Source organism: Xanthomonas sp. NCPPB 1062, from assembly GCF_041481705.2.
Lineage (GTDB): Bacteria > Pseudomonadota > Gammaproteobacteria > Xanthomonadales > Xanthomonadaceae > Xanthomonas > Xanthomonas euvesicatoria.
Genome location: NZ_CM192987.1, coordinates 1,960,868 through 1,976,540 on the forward strand (window position 1 = coordinate 1,960,868; position 15,673 = coordinate 1,976,540).

The window sequence follows — 15,673 nt, forward strand, 5'->3', positions numbered from 1 at the left end:
AGAGATGACGATAAAGACGCTGCCGGGTGCTCCGGAGGGTCGGCCCTGCGCCGCAGTCAGCAGCCAGATCCAGCCGCGCGCTATGGATCGCTGGAATGCGGGCGTGCGCGCCGCAGCCGAATCCGATGAGGAGCGGACCATCAGCGTCTATGACGTCATCGGCCAGGACTACTGGACGGGCGAGGGCGTCACGGCCAGGCGTGTCGCTGGCGCGCTGCGCGCGATGGGCAAGGGACCGGTCACGGTCAATGTGAACTCCCCCGGCGGCGACATGTTCGAGGGTTTGGCCATCTACAACCTGCTGCGCGAGCACGAGGGCGAGATCACGGTGAAGGTCCTTGGCCTGGCCGCATCCGCAGCTTCCATCATCGCGATGGCTGGCGACACCGTGCAGATCGCGCGCGCTGGCTTCCTGATGATCCACAACGCATGGGTCATGGCGGTCGGCAATCGTAACGACCTGATCGAGGTGGCTGACACGCTCAAGCCTTTCGACGACGCCATGGCCAGTATCTACGCCGCCCGGACCGGCCAAGACCGGAAAGCCATGGCCAAGCTCATGGATGCAGAGACCTGGATCGGCGGCGAAGCAGCGATCGAAGATGGCTTCGCTGACGAGCTGCTGGCCAGTGACCAGGTCGAGCGAGGTGCGGCGAAAGCGAGCGCATCGGCCGTGCGACGGATCGAGTCGGCGCTGCGTGCTGGCGGCATGCCTAAAAGTGAGGCAGTGCGTCTCATCAGCGAGTTCAAGTCCAGCGCGGGTGATCCCGCTGGCGGCGGTGAGGGAGATCCCACCGAACGCGGCAGCAACGCCGCTACACCTGCGGCGCTGTCCGCACTCCGTGATTTTTCCCTCTCTGCATAAAGGAACACAGTAATGACGAACGAAATCCAGGCCGAACTCAAGCGCATCGGCGATGACGTGAAGGCAATGGCCGAGAAGGCCAATTCCGAAATCAAGGCCAGCTCCAAGATGGCCGAAGACACTCGCGCCAAGGTCGACGAATTGCTGCTGAAGCAAGGCGAGTTGCAGGCCAACCTGCAAAATGCCGAGCAGCAGATCGCCAAGATCGAAGCCAACGGCGCCGGCGGAGATGTTCAGCACCAGACCTACGGCCAGCAGTTCATTGGCAGTGAAGAGTTCAAGGCGTTCGCCGCGAAGAGCTCGCCGCGCGGACGCGTGGATATGACCTTCCAGGCCGCCATCACCTCGCTCACGACCGACGCCGATGGCTCGGCCGGCGACGTGGTGCAAACCACTCGGGTGCCCGGTGTGATCGCGCCCCCAGATCGCCGCCTGACGGTGCGTGACTTGATCACCCCTGGCCGGATGGACGGCAACGCGCTGGAATATGTGAAGGAAACGGGCTTCACCAACAACGCCGGGATGGTCGCGGAGACCGCGAAGAAGCCCGAGTCCAATCTGAAGTTCGACCTGGTGAACACGACTGCGAAGGTCATCGCCCACTACATTAAAGCGTCGCGCCAGATTCTGAGCGATGCATCGCAGCTGGCCAGCTACATCGACGGCCGCCTGCGCTACGGCCTGGCCTTCAAGGAAGAGCAGCAGCTGCTCAGCGGCGACGGCACTGGCCAGAATCTACTGGGTATCATCCCGCAGGCATCGGCCTACGCCGCGCCTCTCACCGTTACCGATGCCACCATCATCGACAAAGTGCGCTTGGCGATGCTGCAGGCGCAATTGGCGGAGTTCCCGGCCAGCGGCATCGTCATGAACCCGATCGACTGGGCTCGCATCGAGCTGCTGAAGGACACCACGGGCCGCTACATCATCGGAAACCCGCAGGGCACCATCGGCGCCACGTTGTGGAACCTGCCGGTGGTCGCCACCGCCGCCATTGCTGAGGATAAGTTCCTCACCGGCGCTTTCCGCCTGGGCGCGCAGGTCTTCGATCGCTGGCAGGCCCGCGTCGAAGTGGCTACAGAGAACGAAGACGACTTCGTGAAGAACATGGTCACCATCCTGGCCGAAGAGCGCCTGGCCCTGGCCGTGTATCGCCCCGAGGCATTCATCTACGGCGACTTCGGCAACGTCGCCTGATAAACGGGGGCGGCTCCGGCTGGCCCCTCTCTAGGAGAACGACATGCTCATCAAGTTCGAGGAGCCTGACCCGCGTGCTGGACTGACCGCGCGGCTTGATTCCAGCCTCGCGCAGAAGTTCGTCGACGAAGGCCGGGCCAGCAAGGTGGCAGAAGGCGCAGAAGTTGCGCTGGATACCGCCCCGCCTTCTGAAGATGCGGGCAGCGCACCAGCCCCCGGGAAAACCGTGAAGAAGAAGAGGGCCTGAGCCGTGCATCTGTTGACCATTGAGCAGGTCCGGCAGCACTGCCGGGCCGATAGCGCCGACGACGCGTTGCTAGCGGTCTACGTTGACGCTGCTGAGCAGGCCGCCCAAGACTTCCTCAACCGACGTGCCTATCCCGACGCGGATGCGCTGGCGGCGGCCGTCCTCGATGGCACCGCGGGAGACGACCCGATCGTCACCAACCCCTCAGTGAACGCAGCAGTGCTTTTGATCGCTGGGCACCTATTCCGGAACCGCGAGGCCGTAACCAGCGAGACCGCAAACCAGCTCCCACTGGGTGCGCATGCCCTGCTCTGGCCGCACAGGGTCGGCCTCGGCGTATGAGCATGGCCGCCGGCAAGCTCCGCCACCGAATCCGCATCGAACGGCAGGTTACCGAGCGCGACGACGACGGCGTGTTGGTGACCACCTGGCAGCCGGTGCATGCCGGCACGCTCGCTGCGGCGATCGAGCCGCTGTCCGCGCGCGAGTTCATCGCCGCCGGCGCCGGCCAGGGTGAAGTCTCGACTCGCATCACCATTCGATACCGCGCCGGCATTCTGGCCAGCATGCGCGCGGTGCACGTGCGCAACGGCGCCGATGCCGAGATCTACAACATCCAGGGTGCACTCGCCGATCGCGAGAGTGGCCTGGAGTATCTGACGCTGCCGGTTTCGACCGGCACCAACGACGGGCAGTAGGCATGAAGGTCGATATCAAGCTGGACGGCATCGGCGATGTCGTCGGCTTGCTGCAGTCGCTACCTGCCGAAGTGGTGAGCAAGCGCGGCGGGCCGGTGAAGCTGGCCCTGGCCAAGGGCGCGCGGTTCTTGCGTGACCGGGCCAAGGAGAACCTGCAACGCCAGATCACCGCCGAGGGCGACGACAGCACGGGCACCACAGTGAAGGCGGTGATCGCCAGCCGCGGCAAGGCGCCGACCGGCACCAAGGGTGAGCGCCAGCTTGTGCGCGTGCGCCGCGTGTCCTTCGTCAATGCCAAGGGTTCCCGCACCAGCACGCGCCGTGCCGCGCAGCTGATGGAATACGGCTCGGCCCTCCAGCCGGCTCGGCCATGGCTGCGTCCGGCCGTGCAGCGACGCGGTTCGCAGGTGATCGACATCGTCACCGAGGATCTGCTGACGCGACTGGATCGGCTGACGAAGAAGCTGGCCAAGGGCAGGGTGGTGCGCTGATGCTGCCCAAGGTCTATCGAACCATCCACACGCCTGCGGTCGCCGCCATCGTCGACGATCGCATCGGCCGACACGGCGAGGTGCCGCAGGACGAGCAGCGACCCTACATCGTCTGGCAGATCGTCACCGGCCTGCCGTACGACACGCTGAGCGAAGCGCCAAAGGGCGACGCGACCAGCGTGCAGATCGACTGTTACCACGCGACAGACGCTGGCATTGAAGAGCTTGCCCTGGTCGTACGCGCTGCGCTGGACGCAGTGCTGATCGCCAATCGCGTGGTCATCAATAACCGGGACTCGGAAACGAGGCTCTACCGCATCGGCCTTGAGGCCGATTTCATCGACCAGCGCTGACGCCTGGTCGCTTCTACACAGCCGCCCTCGCGCGGCACACATGAGGATTCAGCCATGACCGAGGGCGTCGTAAAGACCCAGGGCACGCACCTGTTTTTCGTCGATCCGGACGCCGCTGGCGGCCCGGCCATCACCAAGTTCGCATGCCCCACAGGTGCGTCCGGCCTGGGCGGTGCCGCCGACCAGATCGAAGACACCTGCCTCGATGCGACCACGGACCGCACCTATCAGCGCGGCCTCGGCAACCCGGGGCAGGTGTCCATGCCGTTCAACTACATCCCGAGCAACGCATCGCACGATGCTCTGTTCGCGCTGAAGGACAGCGGCAAGGTGGTGGATTGGTACATCGGCCTGAGCGATGGCACTGCCGCCCCGACCCTGAGCGTCGACGACGCGCTGGTGCCGCCGATGGCCAGCGCTCGCTCCGGGTTCGCGTTCAAGGGCTACGTGGCCGACGTGAACATCGACATCGCGACCAACGAAATCGTGCGCGGCACGGTCACCGTGCAGCGCAGTGGTGGTGTGACCCGTTACGGCAAGCCGCTGGCGGCCTGATCCCAACCTGCAGGGCCGGCCCAGCGCCGGCCCGCTCTCTCTGACCGGAACTGTCTATGACCAACCCCATTCCCACCGCGCCGCCGCTGTTCGATTCATCGCTGTTCGTTTCGCCGGATGTGCAGACGCGTCAGGTGCTGCTGCCCGACGGCAAGGAGCACACGTTTCACATTCGCGAGCAGCAGGCAGGCGTCGTGCGCGCTTTCGCCGTTGGCCAAGAAAGCGACGACCCGGAAAAGCAATCCGAATCCATGGCACGCCTCATTGCCAAGGCGATCTGCACCGAGGACGGCAAGCCGGCACTGACGCTGGAGCAGGCTCGCAACCTGAAGATCAGCGTGCAGTACGCGCTCGCTGCCGCAATTAGCGGGGTGCACAGTTACCAGGGAAACGTCAGCTCGCCGAGCGAGGCACCGGAGAGTGGTTCCGATACACCCTCGCTCTAGCGCTGGGGAAGACGCTCACCGAAATTGATGCGATGCCGGAAACAGAGATGGCCGGCTGGCGCACCTACTACACGCTGTATCCCTTCGACGATCTGCACCGGCACCACCGCCCGGCCGCGATCATCGCCGCCTCGATGGGCGGCAAGTTCGAGCAGGTGCTGACGGCACTCGCTCCCACACCCACCGACCCCGAGCTGAGCGACGCCGACCGCGACATGGTGCGCGCGCTCGGCTTCGACCGCTGATAGGACGACCATGGCAACTGCAGGTTCAATCGTCGTTGATCTGCTCATGCGGACAGGATCCTTCGAGACCGAAACCGACCGCGCGAGCAAGCAGGTGCGCAAGTTCGGCAAGGACTCGCAGAGCGCCGCCGTGGATGTGGGCGCTGCTTTCGGAAAGATCGGCGGCGCGGTAGTGGGCGGCCTGGCCGTGGCAGGCACTGCGATCCTCAACTGGACGCGGCAGCTGGCCACCGCTTCCGGTGAGATCGAGCGCTTCGCGCGCCTGTCTGGCACCAGCGAGCAGACGTTCCAGCGCCTCGCAGCTGGCGCGTCGACGGTCGGTATCCAGCAGGACAAGCTGTCCGACATCTTCAAAGACACGCAGGACAAGGTCGGCGACTTCCTCCAAAACGGCGGCGGTGAGCTGCAGGACTTCTTCACCAACATCGCGCCCAAGGTAGGGCTGACCGCCAAGGAGTTCCGCAACCTCAGCGGGCCGGAGGCGCTGGGCAAGTACTACAGCGCGCTCGAGAAGGCTGGCGTGTCGCAGGGCGACATGGTGTTTTACCTCGAGGCGATCGCGAACGACGCGTCGCTGCTGGCCCCGCTGCTCGCCAACAACGGCGAGGGCTTCCGGAAGTGGGGCGACGAGGCCGAGCGCCTTGGCGTCGTGCTGGATGCGCAGACCACGAAGTCCATCAAGGAGCTGCGTGCCCAGACCGCCGAGATGGATCTGGCGTTCCAGGGCCTGAAGAATCAGGTCGGTGCCGAGCTGTTGCCGCAGGTCAAGGAGCTGACGGCCTTTATGAGCAGCGACAGCACCAAGAACGCCGTCGTTAACTTGACAAAGTGGATAGGCGGCCTGACTGCCGAGATGGCAAATGGCGTGATCATGCTTGTGAACTACATCGGGAAGGTCGGCGAGCTGCGTGCGCTGGACGCCGGTGGCGCGCTGGGGGACGCAAGCACCCAAGGCCTGAACGATCAGCTCGCAAGCGTGCAAGAGAGGCTGAACAATGCGCGCAGCCGCAGTACCGGAAGTTTCGGGCTACCGCTAACCGAAGGGCAGGAGCTGAAGCGCCAGCAGCAGATCAATGGCCTGATTGCCGAACGGGTGAAGCTGCAGCGTGAGCTCACCGCGCGGTATCGCCCGGAGGTGAAGCTGCTGGAGAACGGTGCACTGCCGGATGATGACGCGCTGGTGCGCCCCGCCAAGACCGCTACCTTCGAATACGCCGACAAGGAGGCGGGCAAGGTCGCGGCTGAGCTGCAGAAGACCTACGCCGCCATGTCGGCGGAGCTTGCCAAGCAATTGGCGCTCACCGGCCAGAATACCGAATACGCCAAGGTTCTGTACGAGCTCCAGAGCGGATCGCTCAAGGGCATCACCGGCGCGCAGGCGCAGAGCCTGCTGCAGCTGGCCGAGATCAAGGACGTCAACGAGGACATCGCGGCCATCTACGGCGCGACGGACGAAAAGGTCAGCACCTACCTAGCGAGCCTGGAGCGCGAGCTGGCGCTGCACGGCCAGATCGGCGAGGCCGTCAAGGTTGCCTATGACATTCGCACCGGAGCATTCGGCGCGCTGAGTGAGGAGCAGGCGCGGCTGCTGGAGAGCTATGCGCAGACCAAGGACGCCATGGACGACTACGCGGCGATCTACGGCGAAGGCTACGAAAGCATGATCGCCAAGACCAAGGAAGGCAGCGACATGATGAAGGAGTTCGGATTGGAGGCCGCCCGAAGCATGCAGGGTGCATTCTCCGATTTCCTGTTTGACCCCTTCGAGGAAGGGCTGGGCGGCATGGTCAAGGGCTTCGCCAAAACCATCCAGCGGATGCTGGCGGATCTCGCGGCATCGCAGCTGCTGAAAGCGCTGGGCACCATGGCGGCCAGCTCCGGCAACAGCTGGGTGGCGGCGATTGGCGCTGCCGTCGCCGGCCAGCGAGCAGGCGGTGGGCCTGTTGCCGCCGGCGCGCTTTACGAGGTGGGCGAGGGTGGCCGGCCGGAGATGTACGAGGCCGGCGGCAAGACCTACATGATCCCAGGCAACCAGGGCGGTCGCGTGGTGCCGATCACCGCAGGCCGGCCGGTGACAGAGGCGGCAACCGGCGCTGCCGGCGGCGTAAGTCTGCACATCAGCAACGTCATCCAGAACGATGGGACGTCCAGCACCAGCACGCAGGGCAACGAGAACGACATGCTGCGCGCGCTGAACCAGATGATCCAACCGATGGTGCTTCGCGTGCTCCAGCAGCAGATGCGCCCAGGTGGGCTGTTTGCGCCAGGTGGCGCCCGTGGCTGAGGTCTTCGCCTGGCCTGTACGGACAGAAGCCAGCGGCAACGTCACGCTCGCGGTGCGCGCTGCGCAGTTTGGCGATGGCTACCGGCAAACGGCGCCGGACGGAATCAACCCCAAACGACAGATCTGGAACATCTCGCGCGTCGGCAAGGAGGAGCTGATCGCTCAGATCATTGCGTTCCTCGACGCGCATGCTGGTCGCTCCTTCCTGTGGGCGCCACCGCTTTCCGTGCAGGCCTATTACCAGTGCACCGCTTACAACCCGGTTGCCCACGGCGGAGGCAACTACACGTTGTCCGCAACCTTCGAACAACACTTTCAGCCCTAAGGGCAATTCATGGCACGGCAATTAATCGATCAATCAACAACGAATCCTGATGGAAGCATCGGTGACGACGCGTTCGTGGCTTTTTCAAAGGGCAATGCGATGTTCACGGAGCTATACCAGTCCGTCGGGCAGAACATGCTGATCAACAGCGACTTCAGAATCAGTCAACGCGGCTTCGGCGGGGGAGCGCTGGGTGCCGGCGCCTTCGGCTACGACCGCATGTTCGCGGGAACTGGTGGCTGCAATGTCAGCGTCAACCAGTCGACAGGTGTCATCACGCACACCAGCGGCACCTGGTGCCAAGCAATCGAGGCGCCGCGCGATGCATTCGGAAAAACCTTGTGCATTGCAGTCGATGATCTGAGCGGCTCAAACCTGAGTGTGGATGTCGGCGGGGTCGTCGCCGTGATCACGCCTGGGGCAGGGCGGCGATACGTAAACGTCCTCGCTCCCGCCAGCGGCAGCACCGGAAATCTTTTGGTGAAGTTCACCGCCGCAAACGTCACCTACCGAAACCCTGCAATCGTTCGCGGTGCTGATTTTGCGGGATGTCATTACAGATCGCCCGGGGAGCAATTGGCCCTGTGTCAATGGTACGCAGTGGGCGGGAACCTTTTTATGCGCGGTGCCGCTTCCCAGCAAACAGGTGTCGGCTTGTATATTCCTGCAGCTATGCGAGCTGTCCCCGCAGTTACCTTTTCCAACGTTAATTATGTCTACGGATGTTCCGGCATTGGATCGAGCTCCTATAAATCAGGCGTTGAGGTGTTCGTGAACGCGAATCAGGCATTTGCGTTCGGTGCGGGCTACTTCTTTGATGCGGAGATTACGTCATGAGCTACCAACTGACGGATGATCCAGATCGCGTTATTCGCCTTGAAGATGGCGCGGTTATCCCGCTTGGCCATCGATGGTGGGATGAGTATGAGAATTGGCGGGCTGCGGGTGGTATTCCGATTCCCAACGCCGCGCCGGAAACGTTGGAGACGCTGCGCACTGCCTTGCGTGCAGCGGCAACGCAGCGCCGCTGGGAGTGCGAGACGGGAGGAATCACGATCGGTGGCGTGCAGGTCGGAACATCCACCGAAGATCAGAACCGCATCAGCACGGTGCTTGCTGCGGCTGACCTTGGCACGGTGGAGCAAGTCGATTTCAAGGCGATTAGCGGCTGGGTCACGCTGACGCTCGCGGAGATCCGTGGGATAGCCGCGGCGATTAGCGCCCACGTGCAGGCCTGCTTCACTGCAGAGCGTGCGCACCACGAGGCGATCGGTGCGATGACCAGCATTGAGGAACTGCGGGCCTACGACGTGGCCACCGGCTGGTCGGCATGAGCATCCTCGCCGACATCCAGACCCTGGAGCCAGGCGCGCGGGTGACTGTATTCGAACTGGATGCCACATCGCTGGGTGCAGACTCGCTACTGTTCCACGCTCACCTCCAGAGCACTCCGATCGTGTGGCAGGGGGAGGTCTACGATCCCTGGCCGGTCGAGGCGACAGGCTTCGAGCGCACCAGCGACCAGCCGCCCAATCCGCGCCTGCGCGTCGGCAATATCGACGGCACCATCACTGCGCTCTGCCTGCTCTTCGACGACCTGGTAGGCGCCCGTGTGATCCGCCGGCAGACCCTGGCCAAGTACCTCGACCCGGTCAACTTCGCCGGCGGCAATCCAACCGCCGATCCGGATGAGCACTTCCCAGACGAGATCTGGTTCATCGAGCGCAAGGTCAGCGAAGACGACATGCAGGTGGAGTTCGAGCTGGCTACTGCGGCGGACCTCAACGGAGAGCAGCTGCCTGGCCGCCAGATCATCGCCAATACCTGCAGCTGGATCATCCGCGGCGGCTACCGTGGTCCGTACTGCGGGTACAACGGCCCGCCTGTGGCCGACATCAACGACAGGCCGGTGAGCGACCCGGCGCAGGATGTCTGCGGCGGCAAAGTTCGGTCCTGCAAGCTGCGCTTTGGAGCGAACAACCCGCTGCCTTACGGCGGCTTTCCTGCCGCAGGCCTGCTGCGAACGTAGCGCGCGGCCAACCATCCATCACTCCGAGGCCCGCCATGTGCGGGCCTTTTTTATGGGCGACCACATGGAACACGCAACCCTTCTGGCCATCCAGGCGCACGCTGCCGCTGAGTATCCCCGCGAGTGCTGCGGGCTGGTCGTGCTCTCAGACACCGGTGAGCAATACCGGCCATGCCGCAACGTGGCGACCACGCCCAGCGAGCACTTCATTCTGCCGGCCGATGACTATGCGGCCGCAGAGGATGCCGGCCAGATTGTCGCGCTGGTGCACAGCCATCCGAATGCGTCAGCGCATGCTTCGGATGCGGACAAGGCGATGTGCGAAGCCAGCGGCCTGACCTGGCACATCATCAGCGTTGGACATGTCGACGGTGCGCCGGAGTGCGGCGAGGTGCAGACCATCCAGCCGAGCGGCTACGTGGCGCCGCTGGTGGGTCGCCAGTTCGCCCACGGCGTGCTCGACTGCTACACGCTGGTGCGCGCTTCTATGCCCGCGAGATGGGCATCGAGCTGTCGCAGTACGAGCGCGCCGACGAGTGGTGGAACAACGGCGGTGATCTCTACGCGCTGGAGCAGCTGCAAGCCGAGGGCTTCTACGAGATTCAGGACGACCCGCAGCGCGGCGACATGATCGTGATGCAGATCCGCGCGGACGTGCCGAACCATGCCGGCGTGTACCTGGGCGAGGGCCAGATGCTGCACCACCTCGCAGACCGGCTGTCGGCACGCGTGCCTTACGGCGGCTACTGGGCTGACCGCACCGTCCGTGTCGTGCGCCACAAGCTCGCTGCGGGCGGTGCGGCATGAGCATGCATGCAGTCCCCAAGGTCCGCGTGGTGCGGCTGTACGGCGTGCTGCGTGCCAATTTCGGCAAGGAGTTCCGGCTGGCCGTGGCGTCGCCGGCGGAGGCAATCCGCGCGCTGTCGGTGCAGCTGCCAGGATTTCAAGCATTCCTCATGGGAGCCAAGGACCGCGGCCTGACGTTCGCCGTGTTCAACGGGCGGCGCAACCTTGCCGAGGATCAGCTGCATGACCCGCCTGGAGATGACGCAATCCGCATCGCGCCGGTGCTGCAGGGTTCAAAGCGCGGCGGCGTACTGCAGACGGTCCTCGGTGCGGTTCTGGTTGTTGTCGGGGTTGTCCTCAGCGCCAACGGCCTTGGCGTCATCGGCGTCCCGCTGACGAATGCGGGTATTGCGATGGTGATCGGCGGTGTCGTGCAGATGCTATCGCCGACGCAGAAGGGGCTCGGCACGCAGGACAGTCCGGACAACCGCCCGAGCTACGCATTCAACGGGCCGGTGAATACCCAGGCCCAGGGCAACCCAGTACCGGTGGCCTACGGCGACACATGGACTGGCTCGGCAGTCATCAGTGGCGGCATCTTTGCCGAGGATCAGCAGTGAGCGGCGACGCGCAGGAGCGCGCCCCAGCGCTGCACGGTGCCAAGAAGGGGGCCAGCTCTGCCCGTACCCCGGTGGAAACGCCGGACAGCCTGCAGTCGATCGCCTTCGCCAAGATCATCGACCTCATCAGCGAAGGTGAGATTTCAGGGCTCAAGGATGGCCTGCGCTCGGTCTACCTGGATGGCACCCCGCTGCAAGGCGAGGATGGCGGCTTCAATTTCCAGAACGTGCGATTCGAGACTCGTGCCGGCACCCAGGAGCAGGAGCACCTGGCCGGCTTCCCGAGCGTGGAAAACGAGAACTCGGTGAACGTCCAGCTGCGCAGCGACCAGCCGGTCGTGCGGAGCTTCACAAATCCAGACCTGTCCGCGATTCGCGTGCGCATCGCGGTGCAGGCGCTGCAGAAGACCAACACCACGAACGGCGACATTGAGGGCCATAGCGTCAGCTACGCGATCGACGTGGCCACCGACGGCGGCGCCTTCAACACGGTGATCTCCAATGCCTTCACCGGCAAGACGACCACGCTGTACGAGCGCAGCCACCGCGTCGACCTGCCTGAGGGTAGCCAGTGGCAAATTCGCGTCCGCCGCCTGACGCCCAACGCCAACAGCGCGACCATCGCAGACACCACGCTGGTGCAGTCGATGACCGAGGTTATCGACGCCAAGCTGCGCTATCCGAATTGCGCATTGGCTGCGCTGGAAGTGGACGCCAGCCAATTTCAAGCCATCCCGACCCGGGCCTATCGCGTGCTGGGCCGAATCGTGGCCGTGCCGAGCAACTACGACCCCCAGGCACGCACTTATGCCGGCATTTGGGACGGCACCATGAAGCCGGCTTGGACCAACAATCCGGCTTGGGTGTTCTACGACCTGGTGACGAACGACCGATTCGGCCTCGGTCATCGCATCCCAGCCGCCTGGGTCGATCGCTGGCGCCTGTACCAGATCGCGCAGTACTGCGACCAAATGGTGAGCGACGGGCAAGGTGGGCAGGAGCCTCGGTTCACCTGTAATGCCTACCTGCAGACCAGGCAAGATGCCTACAAGATGCTGCAGGACATGGCTGCGGTGTTCCGCGGCATCACGTACTACGCCGCGGGGCAGGTGCTGGCCTCGGCAGACATGCCGCAAGACCCGGTCTACGCGTTCAACCAGGCCAATGTAATCAATGGTCGGTTCACCTATTCTGGCTCGGCGCGCAAGGTGCGTCACACGGTGGCGCTGGTCTCGTGGAACGACCCCGACGACTTCGGCCGCGCCAAGGTGGAGCCGGTCGATTACCGCCCCGGAATCGCGCGCTACGGAATTCAGCCGGTCGAAGTCGCAGCGATGGGATGCACGTCGCGCGCGCAGGCACAGCGCATTGGCCTGCACATTCTCTACACCGAGAACCTGGAGACGGAGACCGTCACGTTTGGTGTCGGCCTCGAGGGCGTCGTGCCGCAGCCCGGCGACATCATCGAGGTGGCCGACCCGAAGCGTGCGGGCCGCCGCCACGGCGGGCGCATCAAGGGAGCCAGCCTTCAATCTGTGGATCTCGATCTAGTGCCGCCCGGCCTGAGCGCAGGCGACACCATCCGCGTGCTGGGCAGCAACGGCCGCAGCCACGCGCGCACGATCAGCGGCATCGCCGGCTCGACGGTATCAGTGTCGGCGCCTTGGACCACCGTGCCGGTCGCGACGTCGGTATGGGCGGTCTCCACCGCCGAGCTGGCGCTGCAGACCTTCCGGGTGCTTGCCGTCACCGAGGGCGACGGGGCCGAGAACGCCATCACCTACCAGATCACCGCCCTGAAACACGTGCCGCAGAAGTTCGCTGCGATCGACGATGGCGCACGCATCGAGCTGCCGCCGATCAGCATCATCCCGCCCAGCGTGCAGCAACCGCCCACGAACGTGCGGCTTTCGTCGCATAGCTTCGTGGAACAGGGCATCGCACAGCACGTGCTCACGATCGCATGGGATCCGGCTGACAAGGCCATCGCCTACGATGTGGAGTGGCGCCGCGATGACATGGCCTGGGTGAAGGCTGGCCGCGCGACCACCGCCAACCTGGAAGTGCGTGGCATCTATGCGGGTCAGTACCTGGCGCGCGTGCGCGCGGTGAATGCGCTCAATGCCGTCTCTATGCCGGCGCTGTCCGCCTTGACCGAGATCACAGGCAAGGTGGAGCCGCCGCCGGCGCTGGCCAGCCTGACCGCTGCTGGCATCATCTTCGGTATCGATCTGTCGTGGTCGTTCCCGCAGGGAGCGACGGACACCGAGCGCACGGAAATCTGGTACAGCCCGGCCAACAACCTCGCCGGCGCGATCAAGCTGGGCGACTTCGCCTATCCGCAGGCGCGGCACTCCATGCTCGGCCTGGCCGCCGGCACGCGCTTCTTCTTCTGGGGGCGCTTGGTTGACCGCAGCGGCAACATCGGCCCGTGGTATCCATTGACCAACGGCGTGATGGGCGAAAGCAGCACCGACGCGACCGCCATCCTCGAATACCTCGCCGGCAAGATCACGCTGACAGAACTCTCGCAGGAGTTGCGCCAGCCGATCGAGTCGATCGCCGACCTGGTGCCGTTGGTGTGGAGTGCGGACGCAACCTACGCGACCGGGCAGACAGTCGTGTACGGCGGCATCATTTGGAGTTGGACGGGTGCCGCTGCCGGTAACGAGGAGCCGCCGGGGACGAATTGGCAGAACGTCGGTACCGCAATCGCCCAGGCGGGCGCCGTGGTAGGCGAGGTGAACTCGCTCAAGCTGCAGATCAACAACCCTGAGACCGGCTTAGCCGCGATCGGGGAACGCACCGATGGGCTGGTTGCGCAGATCAGCAATCGTCACGCGGGCGATCGGGATTGGCATGCAGGGGATCGCACGGTGTTCGCCGGCACGCGGACGTGGCAGACGGTCATCACTGAGGGAGATCGCGCGCAAGCGCAGCGCGTGGATACCGTCGAAGCGTCGGTCGGTGGCATCTCGGCCAGTGTTCAGCAGGCAAGTCAGACCGTCGTCGCCCTAAACGGCAAGATCAGCGCCACGTACACGGTCAAGGCCCAGATCACCAGCGCAGGTCAGATTTACCTGGCCGGTTTGGGTGTCGGTGTCGAGCAGCAACCGGACGGCAGTTACCAAAGCCAGATCCTGCTGCAGGGTGATCGGGTCGGCGTGATCAACGTCGTCAATGGACAGGTGGTCTCACCATTTGTGATTCAGGGTGGCCAGACCTTCATCAACCAGGCGTTGATTGGGAACGCATGGATCACCAACGCGATGATCGGCGACACGATCCAGTCGAACGGCGTGGGTGCCAATGGGCAGCCGCGTTGGAAGCTGGACAAGAACGGCACCCTGTCGATGAACGGCGCAAACAACGGCGGCTTCATGACGCTAAACGAGCAGGCGCTGCGCTTCTGGAATGCCGCCGGAACCGTTGCGCTGTTCGAAGCCGGGGAGCTGCTCTGATGGCGCGCGGCATTCGCCAGCGCGACCTGGACGGCAACATCTTGATCGACATCTCCACGCGCATCACCAGCAAGTTCGGCGCCGTGATGGTCACCGCCGGCGCCAGTGGCTCGGTGGCAGTGCCGCCACTGGGCACCAACGAAATCTACTTCTGGTTTTCCGCCAGCAGTAGCGCTCAGTACGCGCAGGCGCCGCTGTTCACCGTCGACGAGCAGGCCGGGACGATCAGCTGGAACTACGGCGGCGGCAGCAACCAGGGCACACAGGTCGGTGGCGTGCTCACCTACGGGAGATACTGATGGCTTTGGGCGTGCGGATCCGGCCGGAAGGCGGGAATATCATCCAGATCGATACTCGCTACGAAAACCTTGCACTGAAGCAGAAGGGAACCGTCACGGCTGCTGGCACCAATGCGTCTAACACGAGCCAGGGCATCGGCTTCGCTACCGTGACTGTCGGCGGTGGCAATTCCCCACTGATAGCCGTCACCTGCCCGGCTTTCGTTGGGCTCCGGAGTAGGTCGCAGAGTGGGAACACTTTCACCTTCGAGCTTGTGTGCGAGACAGCCAACACGCCAATTCAGTACTACGTCTTCGACACGACCGACGTGGCACAGATGGCCTTTGTGATGAGCAAAGGTGTGCGGTTCCGTGACCCTGCCACCGGCCGTATCGCTTTCGATTCGCGCTACAAGTACATGCGCGTGATAGGCCGCATGCGCACCACCGCTGGCACCAGTCAGACGGACTTCCCTACCCAGTCCGATGGAGTGGCCATCGCGCTAGGGCACACGGGAGCGTCATACACCATCGTGAGCGGTCTGATTGGTGGTGGGCCACGATGGATTATGGACCGACTGGGTTACGTCGCCGGCGTGCGGTATACACCGGGCGTTGCTTCAGCGAAAGGCATCAACACGTACTACGACCACGCTGAAGGAACGCAGGGTAACCCACCGGCACCGTCTGGCACATTCGGTACCATGCAGGTCGATTGCCTGCTGCTCAACGTGCGCAATTATTGAGCTGCTGCTCATCGCCAGGCTGGCGCAATTGAGGGTAAGTGCGCAAA

Annotated in this window: 20 protein-coding genes and 1 pseudogene; all 21 read left to right on the forward strand. The window is 64.1% G+C overall.

All coding sequences use genetic code 11. The features are described from left to right. Nucleotides 1-4: 4 nt before the first annotated feature. The 21 genes and pseudogenes from ACCQ16_RS08775 to ACCQ16_RS08875 all read left to right on the forward strand — a co-directional run bounded on the left by ACCQ16_RS08775 (nt 5) and on the right by ACCQ16_RS08875 (nt 15,626). Entirely contained in the window at nt 5-865 is an 861-nt protein-coding gene (locus ACCQ16_RS08775; protein WP_372380296.1) for a head maturation protease, ClpP-related, read from the forward strand. A 12-nt stretch (nt 866-877) separates the two neighbouring features. Continuing rightward, complete coding sequence (locus tag ACCQ16_RS08780; protein ID WP_372380297.1) at nt 878-2,062, forward strand: phage major capsid protein; 1,185 nt, start codon at nt 878-880, stop codon at nt 2,060-2,062. A gap of 43 nt (nt 2,063-2,105) precedes the next feature. Continuing rightward, nucleotides 2,106-2,309: a hypothetical protein gene (locus ACCQ16_RS08785; RefSeq protein ID WP_372380298.1), complete on the forward strand. Its 204-nt coding sequence runs from the start codon at nt 2,106-2,108 to the stop codon at nt 2,307-2,309. Between the two features lie 3 nt (nt 2,310-2,312). Then, a complete protein-coding gene (locus tag ACCQ16_RS08790; RefSeq protein WP_372380299.1) occupies nt 2,313-2,651 on the forward strand; it encodes a head-tail connector protein in 339 nt (112 codons plus the stop codon). Nucleotides 2,652-2,653: 2 nt separating this feature from the next. After that, the gene (locus ACCQ16_RS08795; protein WP_372380300.1) at nt 2,654-3,007 is read left to right on the forward strand and encodes a phage head closure protein; all 354 of its coding nucleotides are present in this window, start codon (nt 2,654-2,656) and stop codon (nt 3,005-3,007) included. 2 nt (nt 3,008-3,009) lie between these two features. After that, the gene (locus ACCQ16_RS08800) at nt 3,010-3,498 is read left to right on the forward strand and encodes a hypothetical protein (RefSeq protein ID WP_372380301.1); all 489 of its coding nucleotides are present in this window, start codon (nt 3,010-3,012) and stop codon (nt 3,496-3,498) included. Further along, nucleotides 3,498-3,851: a tail completion protein gp17 gene (gene gp17, locus ACCQ16_RS08805; protein ID WP_372380302.1), complete on the forward strand. Its 354-nt coding sequence runs from the start codon at nt 3,498-3,500 to the stop codon at nt 3,849-3,851. Before ACCQ16_RS08800 ends, gp17 begins: the two co-directional genes overlap by 1 nt. A gap of 54 nt (nt 3,852-3,905) precedes the next feature. After that, a complete protein-coding gene (locus ACCQ16_RS08810; protein WP_372380303.1) occupies nt 3,906-4,406 on the forward strand; it encodes a phage tail tube protein in 501 nt (166 codons plus the stop codon). A 56-nt stretch (nt 4,407-4,462) separates the two neighbouring features. Beyond that, complete coding sequence (locus tag ACCQ16_RS08815; protein WP_372380304.1) at nt 4,463-4,852, forward strand: phage tail assembly chaperone family protein, TAC; 390 nt, start codon at nt 4,463-4,465, stop codon at nt 4,850-4,852. 32 nt (nt 4,853-4,884) lie between these two features. Continuing rightward, nucleotides 4,885-5,097, forward strand: coding sequence for a phage tail assembly protein T (locus ACCQ16_RS08820; protein WP_126965814.1), 213 nt, complete (start codon nt 4,885-4,887; stop codon nt 5,095-5,097). Nucleotides 5,098-5,107: 10 nt separating this feature from the next. Continuing rightward, on the forward strand, nt 5,108-7,381 hold the full coding sequence (locus ACCQ16_RS08825) for a hypothetical protein (RefSeq protein ID WP_372380305.1): 2,274 nt from the start codon (nt 5,108-5,110) through the stop codon (nt 7,379-7,381). After that, nucleotides 7,374-7,706 (forward strand): phage tail protein, encoded by a 333-nt coding sequence (locus tag ACCQ16_RS08830; protein WP_372380306.1) that lies wholly within the window; start codon nt 7,374-7,376, stop codon nt 7,704-7,706. Before ACCQ16_RS08825 ends, ACCQ16_RS08830 begins: the two co-directional genes overlap by 8 nt. 9 nt (nt 7,707-7,715) lie before the next feature. Further along, nucleotides 7,716-8,543: a hypothetical protein gene (locus ACCQ16_RS08835; RefSeq protein ID WP_372380307.1), complete on the forward strand. Its 828-nt coding sequence runs from the start codon at nt 7,716-7,718 to the stop codon at nt 8,541-8,543. Next, nucleotides 8,540-9,040, forward strand: a complete 501-nt coding sequence (locus ACCQ16_RS08840; protein ID WP_372380308.1) for a DUF4376 domain-containing protein — start codon at nt 8,540-8,542, stop codon at nt 9,038-9,040. The genes ACCQ16_RS08835 and ACCQ16_RS08840 overlap by 4 nt, the downstream gene beginning before the upstream one ends. Continuing rightward, nucleotides 9,037-9,735, forward strand: a complete 699-nt coding sequence (locus tag ACCQ16_RS08845; RefSeq protein WP_372380309.1) for a phage minor tail protein L — start codon at nt 9,037-9,039, stop codon at nt 9,733-9,735. The genes ACCQ16_RS08840 and ACCQ16_RS08845 overlap by 4 nt, the downstream gene beginning before the upstream one ends. Before the next feature lie 64 nt (nt 9,736-9,799). Continuing rightward, a pseudogene (locus ACCQ16_RS08850) lies at nt 9,800-10,036 on the forward strand (C40 family peptidase); the annotation flags it as partial. A gap of 197 nt (nt 10,037-10,233) precedes the next feature. Continuing rightward, complete coding sequence (locus tag ACCQ16_RS08855; protein ID WP_372380310.1) at nt 10,234-10,542, forward strand: NlpC/P60 family protein; 309 nt, start codon at nt 10,234-10,236, stop codon at nt 10,540-10,542. Then, nucleotides 10,539-11,141: a tail assembly protein gene (locus tag ACCQ16_RS08860; RefSeq protein WP_372380311.1), complete on the forward strand. Its 603-nt coding sequence runs from the start codon at nt 10,539-10,541 to the stop codon at nt 11,139-11,141. The genes ACCQ16_RS08855 and ACCQ16_RS08860 overlap by 4 nt, the downstream gene beginning before the upstream one ends. Continuing rightward, entirely contained in the window at nt 11,138-14,602 is a 3,465-nt protein-coding gene (locus ACCQ16_RS08865) for a TipJ family phage tail tip protein (RefSeq protein WP_372380312.1), read from the forward strand. The genes ACCQ16_RS08860 and ACCQ16_RS08865 overlap by 4 nt, the downstream gene beginning before the upstream one ends. Further along, a complete protein-coding gene (locus ACCQ16_RS08870) occupies nt 14,602-14,901 on the forward strand; it encodes a hypothetical protein (RefSeq protein ID WP_372380313.1) in 300 nt (99 codons plus the stop codon). Before ACCQ16_RS08865 ends, ACCQ16_RS08870 begins: the two co-directional genes overlap by 1 nt. Further along, a complete protein-coding gene (locus ACCQ16_RS08875; RefSeq protein ID WP_372380314.1) occupies nt 14,901-15,626 on the forward strand; it encodes a hypothetical protein in 726 nt (241 codons plus the stop codon). Before ACCQ16_RS08870 ends, ACCQ16_RS08875 begins: the two co-directional genes overlap by 1 nt. The last annotated feature ends 47 nt before the right edge of the window (nt 15,627-15,673 follow it).